This window comes from Natronoglycomyces albus (assembly GCF_016925535.1).
Taxonomy (GTDB): Bacteria; Actinomycetota; Actinomycetes; order Mycobacteriales; family Micromonosporaceae; genus Natronoglycomyces; species Natronoglycomyces albus.
Map to the genome: position 1 here is coordinate 1,482,682 of NZ_CP070496.1, position 18,165 is coordinate 1,500,846.

At 59.1% G+C, this 18,165-nt stretch carries 18 protein-coding genes and 2 CRISPR repeat arrays (1 of these 20 only partly in view); all 18 genes read left to right on the forward strand.

Features of this window, described 5'->3' with window-relative positions; translation table 11 throughout:
- The first annotated feature begins 57 nt into the window (after nt 1-57).
- Entirely contained in the window at nt 58-330 is a 273-nt protein-coding gene (locus JQS30_RS06325; RefSeq protein ID WP_213172526.1) for a hypothetical protein, read from the forward strand.
- Nucleotides 327-737: a hypothetical protein gene (locus tag JQS30_RS06330; RefSeq protein WP_213172527.1), complete on the forward strand. Its 411-nt coding sequence runs from the start codon at nt 327-329 to the stop codon at nt 735-737. Before JQS30_RS06325 ends, JQS30_RS06330 begins: the two co-directional genes overlap by 4 nt.
- Nucleotides 734-1,111 (forward strand): hypothetical protein, encoded by a 378-nt coding sequence (locus JQS30_RS06335; RefSeq protein ID WP_213172528.1) that lies wholly within the window; start codon nt 734-736, stop codon nt 1,109-1,111. Before JQS30_RS06330 ends, JQS30_RS06335 begins: the two co-directional genes overlap by 4 nt.
- A gap of 232 nt (nt 1,112-1,343) precedes the next feature.
- Nucleotides 1,344-1,919, forward strand: a complete 576-nt coding sequence (locus JQS30_RS06340) for a flavoprotein (protein WP_213172529.1) — start codon at nt 1,344-1,346, stop codon at nt 1,917-1,919.
- A 193-nt stretch (nt 1,920-2,112) separates the two neighbouring features.
- On the forward strand, nt 2,113-2,685 hold the full coding sequence (locus tag JQS30_RS06345) for a class I SAM-dependent methyltransferase (protein ID WP_281398742.1): 573 nt from the start codon (nt 2,113-2,115) through the stop codon (nt 2,683-2,685).
- Nucleotides 2,686-3,355: 670 nt separating this feature from the next.
- Nucleotides 3,356-4,903 (forward strand): alpha/beta hydrolase family protein, encoded by a 1,548-nt coding sequence (locus JQS30_RS06350; RefSeq protein ID WP_213172531.1) that lies wholly within the window; start codon nt 3,356-3,358, stop codon nt 4,901-4,903.
- A 109-nt stretch (nt 4,904-5,012) separates the two neighbouring features.
- Nucleotides 5,013-5,360, forward strand: a complete 348-nt coding sequence (locus JQS30_RS06355; RefSeq protein ID WP_213172532.1) for a helix-turn-helix domain-containing protein — start codon at nt 5,013-5,015, stop codon at nt 5,358-5,360.
- Nucleotides 5,357-5,779 carry a hypothetical protein gene (locus JQS30_RS06360; RefSeq protein ID WP_213172533.1) on the forward strand — a complete coding sequence of 141 codons (423 nt, stop codon included), beginning with the start codon at nt 5,357-5,359 and terminating at the stop codon, nt 5,777-5,779. Before JQS30_RS06355 ends, JQS30_RS06360 begins: the two co-directional genes overlap by 4 nt.
- A 6-nt stretch (nt 5,780-5,785) precedes the next feature.
- Complete coding sequence (locus JQS30_RS17910; RefSeq protein ID WP_484555217.1) at nt 5,786-6,298, forward strand: NsdA family TPR-like regulatory protein; 513 nt, start codon at nt 5,786-5,788, stop codon at nt 6,296-6,298.
- 266 nt (nt 6,299-6,564) lie between these two features.
- A CRISPR array of direct repeats spans nt 6,565-8,487; the repeat unit is 29 nt; unit sequence CGGAAGACCTCCACGTCCGTGGAGAGCAC.
- Between the two features lie 181 nt (nt 8,488-8,668).
- Nucleotides 8,669-11,404, forward strand: a complete 2,736-nt coding sequence (gene cas3, locus JQS30_RS06365; RefSeq protein WP_213172534.1) for a CRISPR-associated helicase Cas3' — start codon at nt 8,669-8,671, stop codon at nt 11,402-11,404.
- A gap of 122 nt (nt 11,405-11,526) precedes the next feature.
- Nucleotides 11,527-11,670 carry a hypothetical protein gene (locus JQS30_RS06370; RefSeq protein WP_213172535.1) on the forward strand — a complete coding sequence of 48 codons (144 nt, stop codon included), beginning with the start codon at nt 11,527-11,529 and terminating at the stop codon, nt 11,668-11,670.
- Nucleotides 11,671-11,910: 240 nt separating this feature from the next.
- On the forward strand, nt 11,911-13,515 hold the full coding sequence (casA, locus tag JQS30_RS06375) for a type I-E CRISPR-associated protein Cse1/CasA (protein ID WP_213172536.1): 1,605 nt from the start codon (nt 11,911-11,913) through the stop codon (nt 13,513-13,515).
- A complete protein-coding gene (gene casB, locus JQS30_RS06380; RefSeq protein WP_213172537.1) occupies nt 13,427-14,065 on the forward strand; it encodes a type I-E CRISPR-associated protein Cse2/CasB in 639 nt (212 codons plus the stop codon). Before casA ends, casB begins: the two co-directional genes overlap by 89 nt.
- Nucleotides 14,062-15,204, forward strand: a complete 1,143-nt coding sequence (gene cas7e / locus JQS30_RS06385; protein ID WP_213172538.1) for a type I-E CRISPR-associated protein Cas7/Cse4/CasC — start codon at nt 14,062-14,064, stop codon at nt 15,202-15,204. The genes casB and cas7e overlap by 4 nt, the downstream gene beginning before the upstream one ends.
- A 2-nt stretch (nt 15,205-15,206) precedes the next feature.
- Entirely contained in the window at nt 15,207-15,947 is a 741-nt protein-coding gene (cas5e, locus tag JQS30_RS06390; RefSeq protein ID WP_213172539.1) for a type I-E CRISPR-associated protein Cas5/CasD, read from the forward strand.
- Nucleotides 15,944-16,597, forward strand: a complete 654-nt coding sequence (cas6e, locus tag JQS30_RS06395) for a type I-E CRISPR-associated protein Cas6/Cse3/CasE (protein WP_213172540.1) — start codon at nt 15,944-15,946, stop codon at nt 16,595-16,597. Before cas5e ends, cas6e begins: the two co-directional genes overlap by 4 nt.
- Entirely contained in the window at nt 16,594-17,556 is a 963-nt protein-coding gene (cas1e, locus tag JQS30_RS06400) for a type I-E CRISPR-associated endonuclease Cas1e (RefSeq protein ID WP_213172541.1), read from the forward strand. The genes cas6e and cas1e overlap by 4 nt, the downstream gene beginning before the upstream one ends.
- 3 nt (nt 17,557-17,559) lie before the next feature.
- Nucleotides 17,560-17,868: a type I-E CRISPR-associated endoribonuclease Cas2e gene (cas2e, locus tag JQS30_RS06405; protein ID WP_213172542.1), complete on the forward strand. Its 309-nt coding sequence runs from the start codon at nt 17,560-17,562 to the stop codon at nt 17,866-17,868.
- Between the two features lie 18 nt (nt 17,869-17,886).
- Nucleotides 17,887-18,165: a CRISPR direct-repeat array (repeat unit 28 nt; unit sequence CTGCTCTCCACGGACGTGGAGGTCTTCC) (it continues 54 nt past the right edge of the window).

The following is an 18,165-nucleotide window of genomic DNA, read 5'->3' on the forward strand; positions in this document are numbered from 1 at the left end:
CGGCGAGTTCTGGGCAGAGACCAATGCTCGTCCCACTTCCGAAGGAGAACAGTCCTGATGAGCATGCGAGCCCGTGAATTCACCTTGGGGGTGTTCGAACTGGGCCAAGACAAAGTCGAAGTCTCCATTCGTCAAGGCGACATGACTGGCCTAGCGCGCCTCTCCTACCTCGATCCTGACGATCCGGCAGAGATCGGCGTGGTTGCCGGACTCGATGTGGGCAACCCGAAACTACGCACTCGCATGCTGCTGCCTCACCGCGAGCGCCTGGCATTGATCGAACGCACCGCCTATACCTGGAACACCGCCCTCGAAGGAACCAACGCATGAACGTGACCGCCACCGAACCCACCACAGTGAACGTTGACCGGATGCTCCTTGAATGCGAGAACGACTGGGCCAGCCATCTAGAGACGTTGCGTGACCACATCACCGTTAGCGCCGAGGGACACACACTGCTAGCAAAGTGCGCAGGAAGAACCGTGCGGTTTCGTACCCGTCCGGGTACCTTCGTGGCCTCGGTCGACATCCTCAAAGGCCCGGCCCAGTTTAGCCAACTGGGTAACATCACCAACCTTCAGAAGCGCCCATACCTGAAGTTCTCCAAAGGGCCGCATGTCATCGTTATTTGTTCCGAGGACCGTCGGGTGCTGCGGGCATCTGGCATCGCGTTTTGGTGTGCAGTCCAGGAATTCAGCGCTGAGGTTCGGTCACAGCCGCAGGTGGCCAGCTCATGAGCATTCGCCACTGGCTGGGGCGAAAACAGCGACTCCTCGGCCAGGTCGGTCTTGGCGAGTGGAACTTCCTTGGTCGACGCATGAGCGCGACAGCCGAAGGCACCCACCGACTACGCGTCTATATCCACCCACCCACAAGCGAGCGGCTGCTACTGGTGATTTTCAGTCAGCGAATCGACCGGCAATGGAGGCCCCACTGGCATCCGGGCAGGTTTTTGGGACTGGACGCATTGTCCCAAAAGGAGATCACGGATCGTGCTCTAGCACTTCGCGATGCTTACCTCAACGGAACGCCAGTGCGTTCAGGTCTTGGCCTTCAGCCCTCACCCATCGTCCAAGAACGGCTGGAGAGGCCGACTCGTGACCACCGTTGAGCCCCAGCACCTTCTAACCGTCGCAATTGTGGTGTTCGGAGCCGCCTGGCTGGCTTCGCCAATGTGGAGATGGAGAGCTAAACAGGCCATCGTCGTGCTGATCGCCGTGGCCGTATGCGCGGTGATGTACTTCGAGACTTTATCGCCGCTGTGCGCGTACATTCATTCACCAATTGGGTCCGGCACGTCTTCGTCCCTTCGCCCGCGACCTTGCCGATAGGCTAACTGCATTATGGCCAGCAACGTTGTTTACCTCGTCATATGTGGTGCAGGACCAGCAGAAGACGCCGAGACCTTCATCGACCACGCCCGCAAATGCGGCTGGGAGTGCCACGTCCTCACCACCCCAGCGGGTCTGGGGTTTATTGATGTCGAAGAACTAGAACGAGCCAGTGGCCACCCCGTCGCAACTGGCCATCGCCAGCCCTCTCAACCCCGAAGGCGAAAACCGCCGGCTGACGCCATCGTGATCGCGCCCGCGACCTCAAATACCATCTGCAAACTAGCAGCTGGCATCAGCGATAACTACGCCCTCGACGTTGTTAACGAATGTCTTGGACTCGGCGTGCCCACCATCGTGCTGCCCTTCGTAAACCAGGCCCTGGCCAATAGACAACCTTTCGCCGACGCTGTCGAAAACCTCACCTCCGAGGGGGTCCACGTCCTCCTCGGCGAGGACGGCTTCACGCCCCACCTACCAGGCCACGGCGAGTCAAATCGATCCTCATACCCCTGGACACAAGCACTAGACAAAGCCAACGAACTCACTGGCCATCAAGACCGGCAACAACAAGGACGACACAGATAACCACAGGCGGCTTTGTACTTGGATGCTGGTACCCACACGTTGACTAGATCGTCGATCACCTGGAGTACCAAACAGCTCTGTGGTCAGGATAAATGAAAGGTCAGTTCGCGAATAGCTCTTCAGGTGAAGGACTACAGAAAGCGCTCAGTGAACTCGCCACGCGACGTCAAGGCTGGCTAGAGAATGAGGGCAAATGACAGATAAACATCCTGGTACGGATCGTTCGACCATCGTCAATTCAGCCTACAAAGACTCATCGACGCTCATAGCCAGACAAAGACTATACGACTACCAGCTGCCATCACATGACCTTCCTGCGATTGTCATCCAGGTAGCGTCTACAGTCTCACCGATGTCAATCCTAGACGTTGGTTGCGGAAACGGAACGTATCTTCATCCTCTGCGCCGCAGATTCCCCCAAGCGAACACAGTGGGGCTGGACATTTCCAAAGGAATTTTGCAAGACATTGAACAACCGAAACTTGTCGCGAATGCCTCAGCTCTTCCATTTTCAAACGGCTCATTTGACGTAGTTATTGCGATGCATATGCTTTACCACGTCGAGAACATCGACCGTGCTATAGAAGAAGCCATACGTGTGCTTGCTCCAGGTGGAAAGTTTATTGCCTCTACGAACTCCGCGAAAGACAAAAGCGAGTTGAACGATCTCTGGCGCAGAAGTGCAGAAAAGTACTGGGCTTTTCTCCACCTGATAGAGTTGCTCTCTCTTCCAGATTCACCCTCGAAATGGCTGAACAAATTCTAGGAGATCATTTTAGGGACAGCATTCTTCATCCAATTGAAGGAACAATTTTTGCGCCCGATAAGAAAGTGATCTTGGATCACTTCAAGTCATACGAGCCCTTTGCAACTAAGCTCGATATAGCGCTTGACGACGTGCTCGAAGAGATTGACCGAGAGTTGACTTCGCATTACCGCAAGCAAGACACTTTTCAAATATCATGCAAGAGTGGAATTATCAGCGCTACGACTTCTATGGATAAATAGCATATTTGTTGGCGTCGCCAGCGGCCAGGGAAGTGTTTTGTTGGCTCAGCGACCGACCTGAGACTGATCCATTTCTGTTTTCGTTGGTGTCAGCAGCTAGTTGGTATGGAAGGTTGGTGCACTGTTGGCCAGGGGTGTGAAGGTGGGAGGTATATGTGGGAACGTCTGTGGCCGTTGGCACTGGACGGCCGTTTATTGCCGCCTAGGCTAGCCTGGTGATTGTGACACCAGATTCTGCTGTTTCAGCAGTTCAAGGCGCTGTGGCGCTTGATGGACTTCGGGCGTTCGGTCAAACGCTCCTCTGGACTCAGCTCTCCCTCACAGGCTCGGGCACTGTTGTTGGCCGCTACTGGCTAGATAGCGCCGTGAAGGTCGGGACTGATCGTGTCGGGTCTACTGTGCACTCCTACGGCGGTGGGGAAGTGTGCATGCTTGACCAGCAGGTGTACTTTGTCAGCGCTGATGACGGGCAGATTTGGGAGGCGTCGGCAGGTCGCCAGGTCACGTCCTCATCGCAGCCCTATGCTGGGATCAGCCCCTTTGAAGGCGGTCTGATTGCCGTTAGAGGCTCGAAGGATGGGGATGAACTCACCTGGATCGACGTCGAGTCCGGGGCTGCAACTGTCTTGCACCGGTATGACTTCATCTCCTCGCCGGTAGCCACCGGTTCGATGATCGCGTGGACACAATGGCCCGAAAACACCATGCCGTGGAACCACTGCGAGGTATGGGTTTCCGTGGTGAACCCGGACATGAGCCTAGGCACCCCGCATAGAGTCGCTGGTGGCCCGGGCGAGTCAGCGATCCAGCCTCAGTGGTCGCCCGATGGCGACCTCTACTTGATGTCCGATAGAAGCGACCGCTGGAACCTTTACCGGCAAGGTGAATCAGAGGCTGTTGCCGCGCTTGATCTTGACTGCTCGCCCGCTCCGTGGGAGATGAACTACTCCAGCTACACGTTTCTGAATAACAACCGCATCGCCCTGATTGGGCGGCATGGGCCACGAGTTCACCTACTTGTCGTTGATGAAACAGGGAGCGTGCGGGAAATCGACACTGCCTACACCTCAATCAAGCCCTACCTCACCACGTTGGGGGACCGCATCGCGCTGATTGGCTCCAGCGCCACCGTTGCCCAAGAAATGGCGCTCGTGAATCCCGATGAGCCATCCGAGGCTCAGGTCGTGCATCGACCAGGAACGTTCAACGATCCGGCAGGGACACGTTCACACCCGCAGCTCATCGAGATTGAGTCAGACGGCCAACCCATCACCACCATCGTTCATCCCGCGAGTTCGAGCGAACACGGTTCGCCTGCACCCATGATCATCAGAGCCCATCCAGGCCCCACACACGGATCCGAGCTGCGTATCGACGCCGAGGTCATGTTCTTTACCGCCCAAGGTTTCACGGTTGTCGATGTCGACTATCGAGGCAGCACCGGCTACGGGCGACAGTTCCGCCTGTCTCTCAACGGTGCATGGGGAATCAAAGATGTCACCGACTGCGAAAACGCTGCCAGACACTTCATAGACGTAGGCCAATCCTGCGAAGGTGCGGTCTTCATTTCAGGGGCAAGTGCTGGTGGATTCACGGCTTTGAAGGCCGCGACCAAGGGAGGTTCCCCCTTTGCCGGTGCTGTGGCGAAGTCGGCAATCGTGAATCCTGACGCCTGGGCCGCAGTGACGCCCCGGTTCCACCGACCGAACGCTCTCGCGCTTACTCACGAGGGTGCCGCAGTCGACCCTAGCCAAATCGGGATTCCTGTGGCGTTGATACACGCACAAGATGATTATGTTGTCCCCATCAATGACATCGAGAAGTTGGCTGCCACGTTGACCGCGAAGAATCGCCGCCATACCTTCGCTCCCCTTGATTCCGGTGGACATTACTTGTCTGACCCGTTGATACGTGCGAAGGCTCTGAGAACAGAGCTGGAGTTCTACAAGCAGATTCTCACCGAACCTACGCCATAGCAGATGAACTGCATGTCTAGGCGACGTTCAGTTGATGATCTTGGAATCAAGGGGGAAGATCCATTAGACTTCATGGGCAACAGCATGATGTGGTTCAAGGAGAACGTGCGTGGGCCAGAAGCCCAAGAAGCTGAATCCCGAGAGGTCCCCTCTCGATCACTTCGGTGCCCTGCTCAGAGATCTTAGGGAACGGCAGGACCTGTCTCAGGCTGCACTTGCCGAGAAATTGCTGACCACGTCAGCAGTGGTTCGCAAGATTGAGGTCGCAGCTCGCTTTCCAAACACATCGTTCATCGCTGACTGCGAAAAGGTCTTGAATGCAGGTGGCGTTCTTCAACGCATGGAACCTTTGCTGGAGCGAGAGCGTTCTCTGCGCCAGAGGAAACAGCGTGCTAAGGACCAGGCAGCTGCTTCGACGCTGATCGTGCCAGTCGTATCGCGCTTGAATGGGCAGTGAGCACGAAAGACTCAGATCGCATCGAGTCGTCAGGGGCCACCGAGGCTACTGCCAAGCTGTCGGAACTTAGGGCTTTGGACCATAGGCATGGGGCCGGGGTCGCGTTCCCTGAGGTCATGACATATTTGCGGGCTGAGCTGCGCCACTTGGAAAAATCCGAGCCGCGCACTGCGATGAGCCTGCTCGATCTAGCAGCGTACGAAGCAGTCGACCTCAGAGCGGACGCAACCGCACAAGCCCTGTATGAACAAACACTCATGATTGCTATCCGATCGGGTAGCCGGTCCCAAGGCGCGCACGTTGTCGCAAGCCTTGCATACTTGGCGATGCAGTCAGGACAGTCGTCGGCCGCCTTGCCCTTGATCGGTGCTGCCATTCAAGGCTCGCCCTCGGCGACACACTCCGAAATCGCGGGCTAGCAGCTCATCCAGGCGAGATCTCATGCCTACCAACACCAGGTCAAAGACTCAGTACGCGCCCTCCTTGTGGCAGAGCAGAGCTTTGCAGCGAGTGAGGGTGAAGAACCTGGTTGGCGCGACTACTTCTCCCAGGCAACCCTCGCCGACGAAGCCGCACACTGCCACCTCACAACAGGAGACGCCAGACTCGCTTCAAAGGAGTCCGAGGCAGCCTTGTCGATGCTCGATGAGTCACGGGCCCGACGCCGAGCAATACTGTCGGCGGTCCGAGCTACATCTTTGGTCCGCCTGGGTGACCTCGAAGAAGCCTGCCAGGCAGCAGCATCGGCGATTGCGATTGGTTCCTCAGTCCAGTCGTTCACAGCAACCCGAACAATCGCCTCCATGATGGCAAGTATGCTTCCATTCCGGGAAATCACCGAAGTCGAAAACCTCTTTGAACAATACCGTGGAATGCCCCACGACCCCACCATTTACGGCTCCTTCCCACCAATTCACAAGCTCTCGTTACATCGCTAGTGTGCAAGCTGCGAGGGAATTCTGAGCTTCAGTCGACGCAATGACAAACTGGTCGTAGGTGCCTCACCGTTAACAGAAGCAACTCGCCAGTAGGCCCACACGTATTTCTGAGGGCGCTTGTTTGATATAGAGGCATGATGAACTAGCGTCCCCAAGAGACGGGCTCAGATTCGGTTGTAATCACCGCCCTCTCTTGTGCTACTCAATCTATCCTGGGGCATTGTTTGGGGGCGCCGGCTACTTGCTTCAAGGCTGACGTTTTTGCTGGGAAGACCTCCACGTCCGTGGAGAGCACCGCGCCACCCGAGCAAAGAAACTGGGCAAGCGCGGAAGACCTCCACGTCTGTGGAGAGCACGTAGCTGGGCGGATTTATCTGGACAGCACGGTCGGAAGACCTCCACGTCTGTGGAGAGCTCCAACGGCGCCGAAGCGGCCGCAGCGGCCACGGCGGAAGACCTCCACGTCTGTGGAGAGCACAAAAACAGTCCCATATGGAACATCCTGCGGACCGGAAGACCTCCACGTCCGTGGAGAGCACATCAGGGTATCGCTCCGGCCGGGCTGGGACGACGGAAGACCTCCACGTCCGTGGAGTGCACACCAAATCATCCACGCAGCCCTAGGCCAGGCGGCGGAAGACCTCCACGTCCGTGGAGAGCACTTGGTCCGCCTGGCAGTCAGGGCAGTAGTCGTCGGAAGACCTCCACTTCCGTGGAGAGCACACAGTTCCGGATTCATCGGCTTCGAAAATGGCCGGAAGACCTCCACTTCCGTGGAGAGCACGGCGGTGACTTCGGGGGACTCGGAGACGGAGTCGGAAGACCTCCACGTCCGTGGAGAGCACGCGCGGCTGCACTTGCACTGTATTTTGTACTACGGAAGACCTCCACGTCCGTGGAGAGCACCAGTTGGGCAGGCGGCTAGTTTCATTGAGCCACGGAAGACCTCCACGTCCGTGGAGAGCACTAGGCGGCAGCGTTCCCACTGGATCAAACCGCCGGAAGACCTCCACGTCCGTGGAGAGCACCGGGTCTCAGACGGGCGCGTATCGGAAGATACCGGAAGACCTCCACGTCCGTGGAGAGCACTAGGCGGCAGCGTTCCCACTGGATCAAACCGCCGGAAGACCTCCACGTCCGTGGAGAGCACCTGCTCATCGGTCATCTGCGACATGTCCACTCCGGAAGACCTCCACGTCCGTGGAGAGCACATCGGACCCGGATAGGCCCGTGAGACGCACAGCGGAAGACCTCCACGTCCGTGGAGAGCACTTCGGGAAGTTGAATGACATCGTTCCGAACCACGGAAGACCTCCACGTCCGTGGAGAGCACGGGCGCGGGACGGCGCAGACGCGGGCGCGTCTCGGAAGACCTCCACGTCCGTGGAGAGCACAAACTAGCCCCAGGCGGGGCATGGGAGCCCATCGGAAGACCTCCACGTCCGTGGAGAGCACTCACGCGCATCGTGATATCGATCGTGCGCTGGAGGAAGACCTCCACGTCCGTGGAGAGCACGCCGACTGGTCGTTAATAGTCATCGAGAATCTCCGGAAGACCTCCACGTCCGTGGAGAGCACGTGCTGTGGACGTTCGGGAGCAACCTGCTCAACGGGAAGACCTCCACGTCTGTGGAGAGCGCCGATCTCCCTACGATGTCGGGGTAGTAGAGAGCGGAAGACCTCCACGTCTGTGGAGAGCGCGGAGCTCAGTGGCCCTTGAGGTGGCCTCTCGGCGGAAGACCTCCACGTCTGTGGAGAGCGCAGACACTGGCGGCGGCGGACGCGACCGACGTCCGGAAGACCTCCACGTCTGTGGAGAGCGCTCCGCGCTCGTCGGCCGGTTGCCGTACTTCCGCGGAAGACCTCCACGTCCGTGGAGAGCACTTCGGGATGTGCGAGTCGTCCGGTGTCGCGGCCGGAAGACCTCCACGTCCGTGGAGAGCACGTTGCACGAGATTCGGCCCCATCCGGGCCAGGCGGAAGACCTCCACGTCCGTGGAGAGCACGTCGGCCGCCAGCCGCGTCTGGCCACAGAAAGCGGAAGACCTCCACGTCCGTGGAGAGCACAACAAATTTGCCGGACAGTGAATGCGTGGGTCCGGAAGACCTCCACGTCCGTGGAGAGCACCGGTGGCCACGAACGTCAAGAACCGCAGAAGGCGGAAGACCTCCACGTCCGTGGAGAGCACCCTTGGCGAACTGGGGTTTTATCGAGGCGTCTGTACGTTTTGGTAGTCCAGTTGCCTTGGACGATGGGGTTCGCCGGTGGAGTTCTTGTTGGTACGGCGCGTGTTTCGCATTTTTCGGGGCCTGTCGGTGTCATAGATCGGTGCGATGATGTGAAGTGTTTGGCTGTTTCGAGGATATCTTGTGGAGGTTCTCTTGGATGAGTATCTAGTTGACTTGAACATCTGGGGTAAGTCTCGGGGTCTAAATGGAGATGGGGAAGGCCTGGTTACGTACCCGCTGGTTTGCCATCTCATTGACGCTAGCGCGTTTGCTGGTCAAGTTTGGGATCTTTATCTTTCGGCGCGACTTCGAGTATGGCTGGCGGATCAACTATCGATGTCGCCGCAGGAATGTCGAGCGTTCTTGATGTTGTTGGCTGGGCTGCACGATGTGGGGAAGGCGTGTCCGGGTTTTCAGCGGCAGCTGGTGGGCAAGGAGTGGTCTTTGCCTGAAGGGTATCTCGATGAGGGCGATTTCAGGGATCATGCAATGGCGGGCCAGCTGTGGCTTGGTGCTGCTTTGGCGCAGAAGTTCGAGTGGCACGAGGATCTTGCTGCGGCGGTGGCGGAGGTCGTGGGTGGCCATCATGGTGTGTTCACCTTCGTTAAGCCTCTTGATTACAACCCGGTGAAACTGAAGCCCAAGGGGCTTGGAGTTAAGGCGTGGGGACGGCAGCGGGTTGCCATGGTGACGCTGATGCGCCGTTTGGTCGGACCACGGCGGCTTCCCGACCGATTCCCGGCCGAAGCGCAGGTGTTGGCCTGCGCGGTGGTGGTGTTGGCCGACTGGTTGGCCAGCCAATCCAGTTACATCAAGCGTCGCATGGCCGACGTCCCCGAAAGGGGTGAGACTGCTGCCCTGGCCGAGTTCTTCGAGGAGTCGGCCAAGGCAGCGAGTGTTGAACTCAATGCCGCAGGGTTGACTCGGCTCGTTCTGGCGGAGGGTTCGTTCACTGAGGAGTTTGGTTTCGCGCCCAACCGGCTGCAACGAAGTTTGGAGACGGGCCTGCCGGGTGCCGTTACCGGGCCGGGTTTGTTGATCGTGACGGAGCAAACTGGTCTGGGTAAGACTGAAGCGACGCTGTTTGCTTCCCGGCTTCTGGCCGAGGCATCGGGGAGTGCGGGGTTGGCCTTTTTGCTGCCGACGATGGCTACTTCGAACGCCATGGAGCATCGGTTGGTCGACTATTTTGAACGACGGGCGGTGGGCCCCGCGTCGCTTAACTTGGTGCATTCTATGGCGTGGCTTCGGCGCCTGCGCGAAGAGCGCGAACCGCAAGAGGCTACGTTGTGGGCCAACGAGCGAGAGCTGACCGAAGTCACCGAGTGGCTCAGCGGCGGCAAGAAAGCAGCGTTCGCACCTGTGTGCGTCGGAACCATAGACCAGGCCCTATTGAGCGTCCTGCCGTTGAAGCACAACGCGTTTCGAATGCTTGCCTTTGCAAACAAGACCGTTGTGATCGATGAAGTCCACGCATTCGATGCCTATGTGCGGCGCCTGTTGTGCGGCTTCCTGGCCTGGTGTGGGCACTTGGGAGTCCCGGTTGTGCTGATGTCGGCGACGTTGTCACAACCGATCGCTCGGGAGCTCGCTGCGGCATATCTGGGCAGGCCGTCGGTACCTGAGCTTGAGCTTGCCTACCCGGGGTGGGCATTCGTGGAACGTGGCATGTCCGAGCCGGTGGTGCGATCGATTCCTGTTGATGAGGCCGACCAACGCCCGTTGCGTATCGAGCTTCGCGAGTGTGCAACAGGGGATGATGGATTGGACCGAGGTGCTGCCTTGCGCGAGGTTCTCACTCCGTTGTGCCAAGACCGCGGTAGCGCTGCGGTGGTGTGTACGACGGTCAAGGAGGCCCAACGTACGTATCTCGATGTTGTTGCTTGGGTGCAGGAGGAGGGCTTCGATGCCGAGGTGGTGTTGCTACATTCGAACATGCCTTTGTGGCAGCGTGAATCGATTACCGATGACATCGTCTCTCGCTTCGGAAAAGGCGGCGACCGCTCCGGACGGACGATTGTGGTCAGTACCCAGGTAGTCGAACAGTCGGTTGACATCGACATGGATCTGGTGGTCAGCGACCTGGCTCCGTGGGAGCTGCTGCTGCAACGGGCAGGACGTGGCCACCGGCATCCTCAGAACGATGGCAGTCGCCCTGCCTGGGCCTCGGCACATCGGCTGGTGGTGTTGGTGCCCGAAGGTGGGAGTGACCCGGTCATGCCTAAGCGGTGGGAGTACGTGTATCCCCCTGCGTCGTTGATCCGTACGCACCGGCTCCTGCACCGTCAATGCGACGAGCCAGTCATCATTCCAAGTGATGTGCAGCGGCTCGTTGATGTGGTGCACACCGACCAGTCGTTGATTGCCGGTTTCGAAAGTGCGCAGCAGGAGAGCCGCGCCCGGGAATATCTTCAACGCGGTGAGGCTGGGCGGTTCGTGGTCCCTGATCCGGGAGACTTCACAACCGTCGAGGAGTACTCCGGCCAGGACCGACTAACCGAGGAGCCAGTCACTACGCGCTTCAACGCTGATTCAGTGCGCGCACTGCCTCTATTCGCCGACGGTGATGAGCTGTACCTCGATCCAGAGGCGCGCCAGCCTCTGCCGCGCCCGGTTCGAGTCAAAGGTAGGCCAAGGTGGAGCCAGGACGACCTAGCCGCGATCATCGAACACACGGTTCCAGTGCGCCGCAGCCTGATCCAAGACAAGTCAGGAGATCTGGCGGCCGAACCGTTTGAGGAGTGGACACAGCATCGCCAGCTCAAGCATGTCTTGCCGCTGGTCCACCAGATTTCCAAGGGCGGCGAACCTCGACCAGCCCGCTTGGCAGGGAAGATTTTTCGTCTCGACCGAGACCTTGGCCTCGTGGTCGAGTGACCTAAAAGGAATAACTCGAGCTTGATCAATCGCCAGCCTAGTGTGCAATGAACCAGTCCCGACATCACCTTTTGGTCGTCTGTGTATGATGAGCACGAGATCGTCGTACGCGGAGGAGTGCCATGGGAGACAACGGGATTGAACGAGTATCGGTGACGGCGCGACGGGGAATCGATCCACTTTGGGTGTTGGTGGGTGTCCTTGGTGGCGCTCTCGCAGTCGCGATCGTGGTCGTGCTCCTGATGATGGCGTTGACGATGAGCTGAGGTGGTGGACCCTCGGGTCCACCACCGCCTCCACATACGTGGAGATCACTGGAGCCGTTGAAAATGCCAGCCCTGACATCACAGGAAGACCTCCACGTGCGTGGAGAGCCTCGGTCATCCTAACGCCGTGGCCCGAACCGTTTGGTGGAACCACAATCTCTGTGATCAATGGGATGATGTGTGACACAGCAGACAGACGTCTGTCCATGAGTTTGACTGGATATAGGACTGAGGAGGTCTATGGGAAGTCAAAGCTTTGATTTGCGGGTTGAGCCGTGGATTGATGTCAGTTGGAAGGACCCAACGTCCAAGCGGCCGCCCCGGGTCGGATTGCGCGACCTATTCGCTCACGCGGGGGAGATTGCGGGGTTTGAAGCTCCGTTTGCTCCAGCGGCGTCCGGGTTTATGCGGATCTTGGTGGTTTTGACAGCAAGGATGACTGGGCTCGATGCCATCTCAACCAAGGCTGAGTGGCAGCAACGGCGGCGGGACTTGCTCGCCGCACCAAACCGTGCCTTTGATCCTGAAGCGATTGCGCGAGTCTTGGATGATGCGGATGGGTTCGATTTGTTCGGGCCACGCCCATTCCTGCAAGAGCCGCGGCTAGCACTTGAATGCAAATCCAGCTCAGGTTTGAACAAATTTGTATGGCCGAGGGCATCAGGGGCGAATCAGGTGTTCCTGTCCCATGATCGTGATGCGGACCCGAAGCCTATTCCTGCCGCTGAGGCGCCGTGGCACCTGTTGACTTGGCTCTACTATGGGCCCTCGGGTCGTTGCACCGCCCGTAAAGTCGGGGATGTTGACAAGGCTGATACGGGTGGTGGTCCGCTGCGGCGAACTCTCTCGGTTCATCCTTGGGGCGATGATCTGTATGAGACGTTGCTGCTGAACCAGGTTTACCTGCCTTCCAAACATGGCTTGTTTGATCAGGCGCTGTGGGAGGCTGGAGATTCCGATGTATTGGAGGGGCCGCCGGAAGGTAGTGGTCTCGCCTGGCAGCTGGCAAATCGGTTCCGCCACGCAGTCCTCCTTGTTCCCGACTCCTCAGGACAGTATGTCGAGGACGCTTACGCCACGTGGGCGTGGCGCCGCGCCCATCCGCCTGCCGATGATCCGTACATTCCGTTCCAGCTCAATGAGAAAACCGGTGAACGCTACCCGCGATATGCACAGGCCGACCGAGCGATCTGGCGCGATCTGGACTCGTTGATCCTCCATGTACCCGCCGAGGCTCCGGTTTCGCATCCCCGTGTCCTGGTCGATTTCAAAGGTCGGCCTGCGATACCTGATGAGGTGATGCGACGTTTGCGTATCCGCGCGTTCGGATATGAGCAGGACGGTCAGACCCGCGACAAGGCCTTCTTCGAAACCACGACTCCACCAGTCTTGAGCGCTCTAGACGATCCGGCGTTGGAGGTGCGGATCGAGCGGGTGCATTTGGCGGCAACACAGGTGGGGGAGCAGCTACGGCGCACCTTGCGCGCAGCATGGGTGGATCTGGCGGGGAAACCGAAAAAAGAGGCCCCTTGGCTGGCCCCGGCTATGGCGGTCTACTGGTCGCGAGCTGGCGAACAATTCTGGCGCCTGATCGGCACCGATGAGGCGCTCCCGGCACTCCCGAACGCTTTCATTCGCATCGCCACAGCCGTGTTTGAGCAGGCCACCGGTGCATATGGGGTCTCCCCGGTCACTATTTCGAAGCTTGAAACTCACAGGAGCCGACTGTTCCGCGGTTGGCAGAAGGAGACCAGGAATGACGACCACCGCCGCCGAACCCAGGTTGAGCAGAGCCGCCACGATGGTGAGGGACCTGACACGGGATCAGAAGACGAAGACTGGTGAACTAGACCTAGCGTTGCTGAAACTACCGGGTCCTCGTGCAACTCTCAAACGTTGCCTAGGGCTGGAAGCCGACGATAGACGCTGGGACCGGGCATGGCAGCATCTGGTCGAGTATGTGCCAGAACGGGCCGACTCGGCAGAAGAACGGGCATTCGTGGCTGTTGCGGCAATGATCTGCGCCCAGAACCCGTCTGCACGTAAAGATGACCTCGACGAACACCGCCCCCCGGCAACAGCCAAGCTCGGAGCGTCAATGGCCATCGGTGTCGCACAACACCGATGGTCAAGCAAAGACGCGGCTTTGAGTCGACTGATTCTCTTGGGGCGTCAAAACCTTGGCGGTCTGCACCGACTCCTTCCCCGAACGGTGTTGCACCTGCGAAGCCTGGGTGTACCGATTGCCTGGGCGGCATTGGTTGATGACCTCGCCGCCTGGCCGCGATACCGCCGTGAAATCACTAAACGGTGGATACAGGACTACCACCGCACACTTCACCGCATCGAAACCGAACGAGCCCGCAACGACGCTGATGAAAGCGAGACGACATGAACCAGCCACGATTCATTGACTTCCACGCCCTGCAAACCCTCCCGTTCAGCAACCCTAACCGCGATGAAGAGGGTGCCCCGAAAACGGTCGTCTTCGGTGGGGTTGAACGGTCCCGGATTTCCAGCCAGTCATGGAAACGACGCATCCGCCTCGATGTTGAAGCGAAACTCGGTGACCCGGCGGTGCGAACTCGTCGCGTGGTTCGCGGCGTCGCCGACCGCCTACACAACGTCCACGATTGGCCCATGAACGAGGCAGAAGCAGCAGGAAAACAGGTCGCCCGCTCAGCGGGCAATGGCATCAAACTTGAGAAAAGCAAAGACGAGAAAAACGAAGAGATCCTGACCACCTCTGTGCTGCTGTTCCTCCCTGAAGCAGGTTTGGACGAGCTGACCGAGATCGCTGCGCAACATCGCGATGACATCATCGCTGAAGAAGCCAAGAAAAAACCCAAAGGTATTCTCCCCGCGGAGGCCATCGCCGAAGTACTGGGTTCACGTAACGGCACTATCAACCTGTTCGGCCGTATGCTCGCTGAATTGCCTGGTGCCAATGTCGACGGTGCTGTGCAGATGGCGCACGCTTTCACCGTCCACGAAACCAATCCCGAGTTCGACTTCTTCGCCGCAGTAGATGACATTGAACAGCAAGCCGGTATCCCCGGATCGGGACACATCAACACCGCGATGTTCACCGCTGGCACGTTCTACCGTTACGCCAACATTGACCTAGACGGCCTTCTTGACAATCTTGGTGGCGACCGCGCCGCAGCGGCCGAACTCGTAACTGCGTTCGCTCAAGCTTTCATCCGAACGGTTCCCACCGGAAAAGACCGCCCCACTGCGCCTATGACGATTCCTGACCTCGTCCACCTCGCTGTACGGTCGGACCGGCCCGCTTCCATGGCCGCGGCATTCGAACGCCCCGTCCGCGCTGTAGACCAAGGCCACCTAGCCACAGCTGCGGCGACACTTGACCGCTACATCGGCCGCGTTAACCGACTGTTGGGCGCAGACCATCTCCAATGGTCGGCCAATACTCACCTTCTCGATGATGCCCCGAACCAACTCGGCGAATCGCGTGACTCCTTCGATGACCTAATCGACGAAGCAGTCCGTAATGCCCTTCCTCAGGAGTAGTAGTGACAGCCTTGATTCTTCGCCTTGCAGCGCCTTTGCAAAGCTGGGGCGAGCGCGGCACCTTCGGGGAAAAAGACACCGCTGACTTCCCGACTCGCTCGGGCCTGCTAGGACTGATCGCCTGCGCGGCTGGCATCAAGCGAGGCCATTCGCTTGGCTCTTTGAGCGACCTGGATTTCACTGTGCGCATTGACCGTCCCGGTGTACGCATCATTGACTTTCATACCGTCGGTGGTGGTTATCCACGCCACCAAGGAATCCCCACGGCGGATGGCAAACGAAAAAACACCGCGATCATCACTCGCCGCCACTATCTTGCCGACGCGGTCTTCACGGTCGCATGCACCGGGCCCCGACAAGCAGTAGACAAAGCCGCGTCCGCAGTCGCCGCGCCGCGATGGCAGCCATTCCTCGGTCGGCGCTCCTGCCCACCCGAACAACCCATGGTTCTTGGACTCTTCAGCGACGCCGACCAGGCTTTGCAGGAAGTGCCGCTGCCTCCCAACCCACGTAATAGAAAGGATGAGGTGCAGGTCAATATCATCCGAACCGCCCCGGCTGGGAGCACCGAGGCATGGAGCGAAATGTACGACCATTGTGATGGCTTCCCCGTCGGTGACCGCTTCTACCGCTCTCGTCCAATTCTGCGCACCACCGAAATTCTCGAGCCACGCCAACGTACCCACACCACCGAGGAATACCTCGATCGACTGACCGAACTCATGCGGCGAGGTGAGGCATGAGCCCGTGGCTAACCCAACTCATCCTCGACAGCCGACACCGTCAAGTCCATTGGCTCATGGCCGACGCCGGACGCCAACACAAATGGCTCATGCGCCTAGCCGAAGAGAACCTCGGCGATCAGCCACGACGCGCTGCAGGCCTGCTGTATCGAATCGAGCACACCGCAACCCGCACCTTGGCACTGGTCCAGACCCACCAAGAACCGCGCCTAGCCCGGCTGCCAGAGGAAGGCGTGACCACTGCCGCGACACGTTCACTCGGCCCGCTCATTGAACAATTGGCGACCGGCCAGCGTATCCGCTACCGCATTGTTGCCAACGCAACCAAACGCTGGGGAAACAGCGCACCAGATAAAGCAATGATCGGCAAGCTACACACCCTGCGAGGCGCAGCAGCAGAACAATGGTGGATCGGCCGTGCGGCTAACTGCGGCCTGGACACCGGACCGTTCGATGCCCGGCAGCTCCCAGATGCCCGAGTCCGGGGTCGAGGTCGGCATGCGCAAACCCAGTTTGATGGCACCGCGACTATTGCCGACGTTGACGCACTTCGAGATGCGATCAAAACCGGCATCGGCCGCTCGCAAAGTTTCGGCTGCGGACTGCTCAGCATCGCACCTGTCAGCACCAGCAAACCGGCAGCGCTATGAGCGACCCCCGAAAAAACCTCGGAGCGCCAGTGCTGGCCATGCTCCCCCGAGTGGCCGACAGCCTCTCGTTTCTCTACCTTGAGACCGCTCGTATCGTCCAAGACGACACCGGCATATGCGCTCAAGTCGAACGCGCAGGCAAGATTGACCGCGTCTACCTGCCAGTAGCAGCGCTTTCGTGCCTGCTGCTAGGGCCAGGCACCTCGATCACGCAACCTGCAATCGCAACCATCGCGCGCCACAACACCACTGTGGTGTGGACTGGTGCCGGTGGTGTGCGCATGTACGCTGCTGGCATATCCAGTGCCCTGACCGCAGCCTGGCTTGAAAAACAAGCGCGAGCATGGGCCAGCGACGACACACGCCTAGCCGTCGCGCAGCGTATGTTCGGCCTCCGCTTTGACGACACCATCGAGCCAGCCAACAGCCTTGCTCAACTGCGAGGGCTTGAAGGCGCCCGCATGAAAGCGCTCTATCGATCCCTGGCTGACCGCCACGGCATCCGCGGCTTCCGTCGCAACTACGACCCGCACAACTGGGAAACTCAAAGCCCGGTCAACCAGGCACTATCAGCCGCCAACACAGCTCTTTACGGTGTCTGCCACGCCGCCATTCTGGCTCTTGGATGCTCCCCAGCCCTCGGATTCGTCCACAGCGGCAAACAGCACGCCTTCGTATACGACATTGCCGATCTCTACAAAGCCAAACACACCATCCCCCTCGCCTTCACCTTGCACCGCGCATCCAACCCTGAAGCCGAAGCACGCCGCAGGTTCCGCAAAGACTTCACCGCTCTACGACTCCTACCCACCATCGTGCGTGACATCCAACGACTCATCGACCCTGACACCAGCAGTACCGAACCAGTGACGAACCCCGAACTGGTGCACCTGTGGGACCCCGACCTCGGCGACGTAGCGGCCGGAATCAACCACGCCGAACTCGACCCGGACTGGTGAACCATGGCCAACCTCGTCGTCATCTCCACCACAGCCGTACCCGACCACGTCCGCGGAGCCCTAAGCAGATGGATGGTCGAACCGACTCCAGGCTTCTACGTGGGCACACTGTCGGCCAAAGTCCGAGACGAACTATGGCAAGCAGTCAGCACCTCAGTCGCCGACGGTGCCGCCACCTGCGTCTTCCCCCACGCCGAACAAGAACAACGATTCATCATCCGCACCGCAGGAGAACGACACCGACACGTCATCGACTTCGACGGCCTCCAACTCATCGAATTCAAAGCCGAAAACGAACAAACGCCCGAATAAAACACCAGGTCAACAAGCCTGCTCTCCACGGACGTGGAGGTCTTCCGCCGCGGCCATCCGTCCGGCCTGAATCATCGCCCTGCTCTCCACGGACGTGGAGGTCTTCCGCCACGTACCGGGCGGAAGTCACGCATGCGAAGCTGCTCTCCACGGACGTGGAGGTCTTCCAATTGAGAATGGCTCGCAATCGTCACGACCCGACTGCTCTCCACGGACGTGGAGGTCTTCCGGATGACGTTCCATATCGCGGTGACTACTGAGACTGCTCTCCACGGACGTGGAGGTCTTCCGCTTGCA

Coding starts and splice junctions, on each gene's coding strand:
- casB (WP_213172537.1), top strand. CDS start 13,427: ATGACGACCACCGCCGCCGAACCCAGGTTGAGCAGAGCCGCCACGATG.
- JQS30_RS06340 (WP_213172529.1), top strand. CDS start 1,344: ATGGCCAGCAACGTTGTTTACCTCGTCATATGTGGTGCAGGACCAGCA.
- cas7e (WP_213172538.1), top strand. CDS start 14,062: ATGAACCAGCCACGATTCATTGACTTCCACGCCCTGCAAACCCTCCCG.
- JQS30_RS06345 (WP_281398742.1), top strand. CDS start 2,113: ATGACAGATAAACATCCTGGTACGGATCGTTCGACCATCGTCAATTCA.
- JQS30_RS06330 (WP_213172527.1), top strand. CDS start 327: ATGAACGTGACCGCCACCGAACCCACCACAGTGAACGTTGACCGGATG.
- cas6e (WP_213172540.1), top strand. CDS start 15,944: ATGAGCCCGTGGCTAACCCAACTCATCCTCGACAGCCGACACCGTCAA.
- JQS30_RS06325 (WP_213172526.1), top strand. CDS start 58: ATGAGCATGCGAGCCCGTGAATTCACCTTGGGGGTGTTCGAACTGGGC.
- casA (WP_213172536.1), top strand. CDS start 11,911: ATGGGAAGTCAAAGCTTTGATTTGCGGGTTGAGCCGTGGATTGATGTC.
- cas1e (WP_213172541.1), top strand. CDS start 16,594: ATGAGCGACCCCCGAAAAAACCTCGGAGCGCCAGTGCTGGCCATGCTC.
- JQS30_RS06370 (WP_213172535.1), top strand. CDS start 11,527: ATGGGAGACAACGGGATTGAACGAGTATCGGTGACGGCGCGACGGGGA.
- JQS30_RS06350 (WP_213172531.1), top strand. CDS start 3,356: ATGCTTGACCAGCAGGTGTACTTTGTCAGCGCTGATGACGGGCAGATT.
- JQS30_RS06335 (WP_213172528.1), top strand. CDS start 734: ATGAGCATTCGCCACTGGCTGGGGCGAAAACAGCGACTCCTCGGCCAG.
- cas2e (WP_213172542.1), top strand. CDS start 17,560: ATGGCCAACCTCGTCGTCATCTCCACCACAGCCGTACCCGACCACGTC.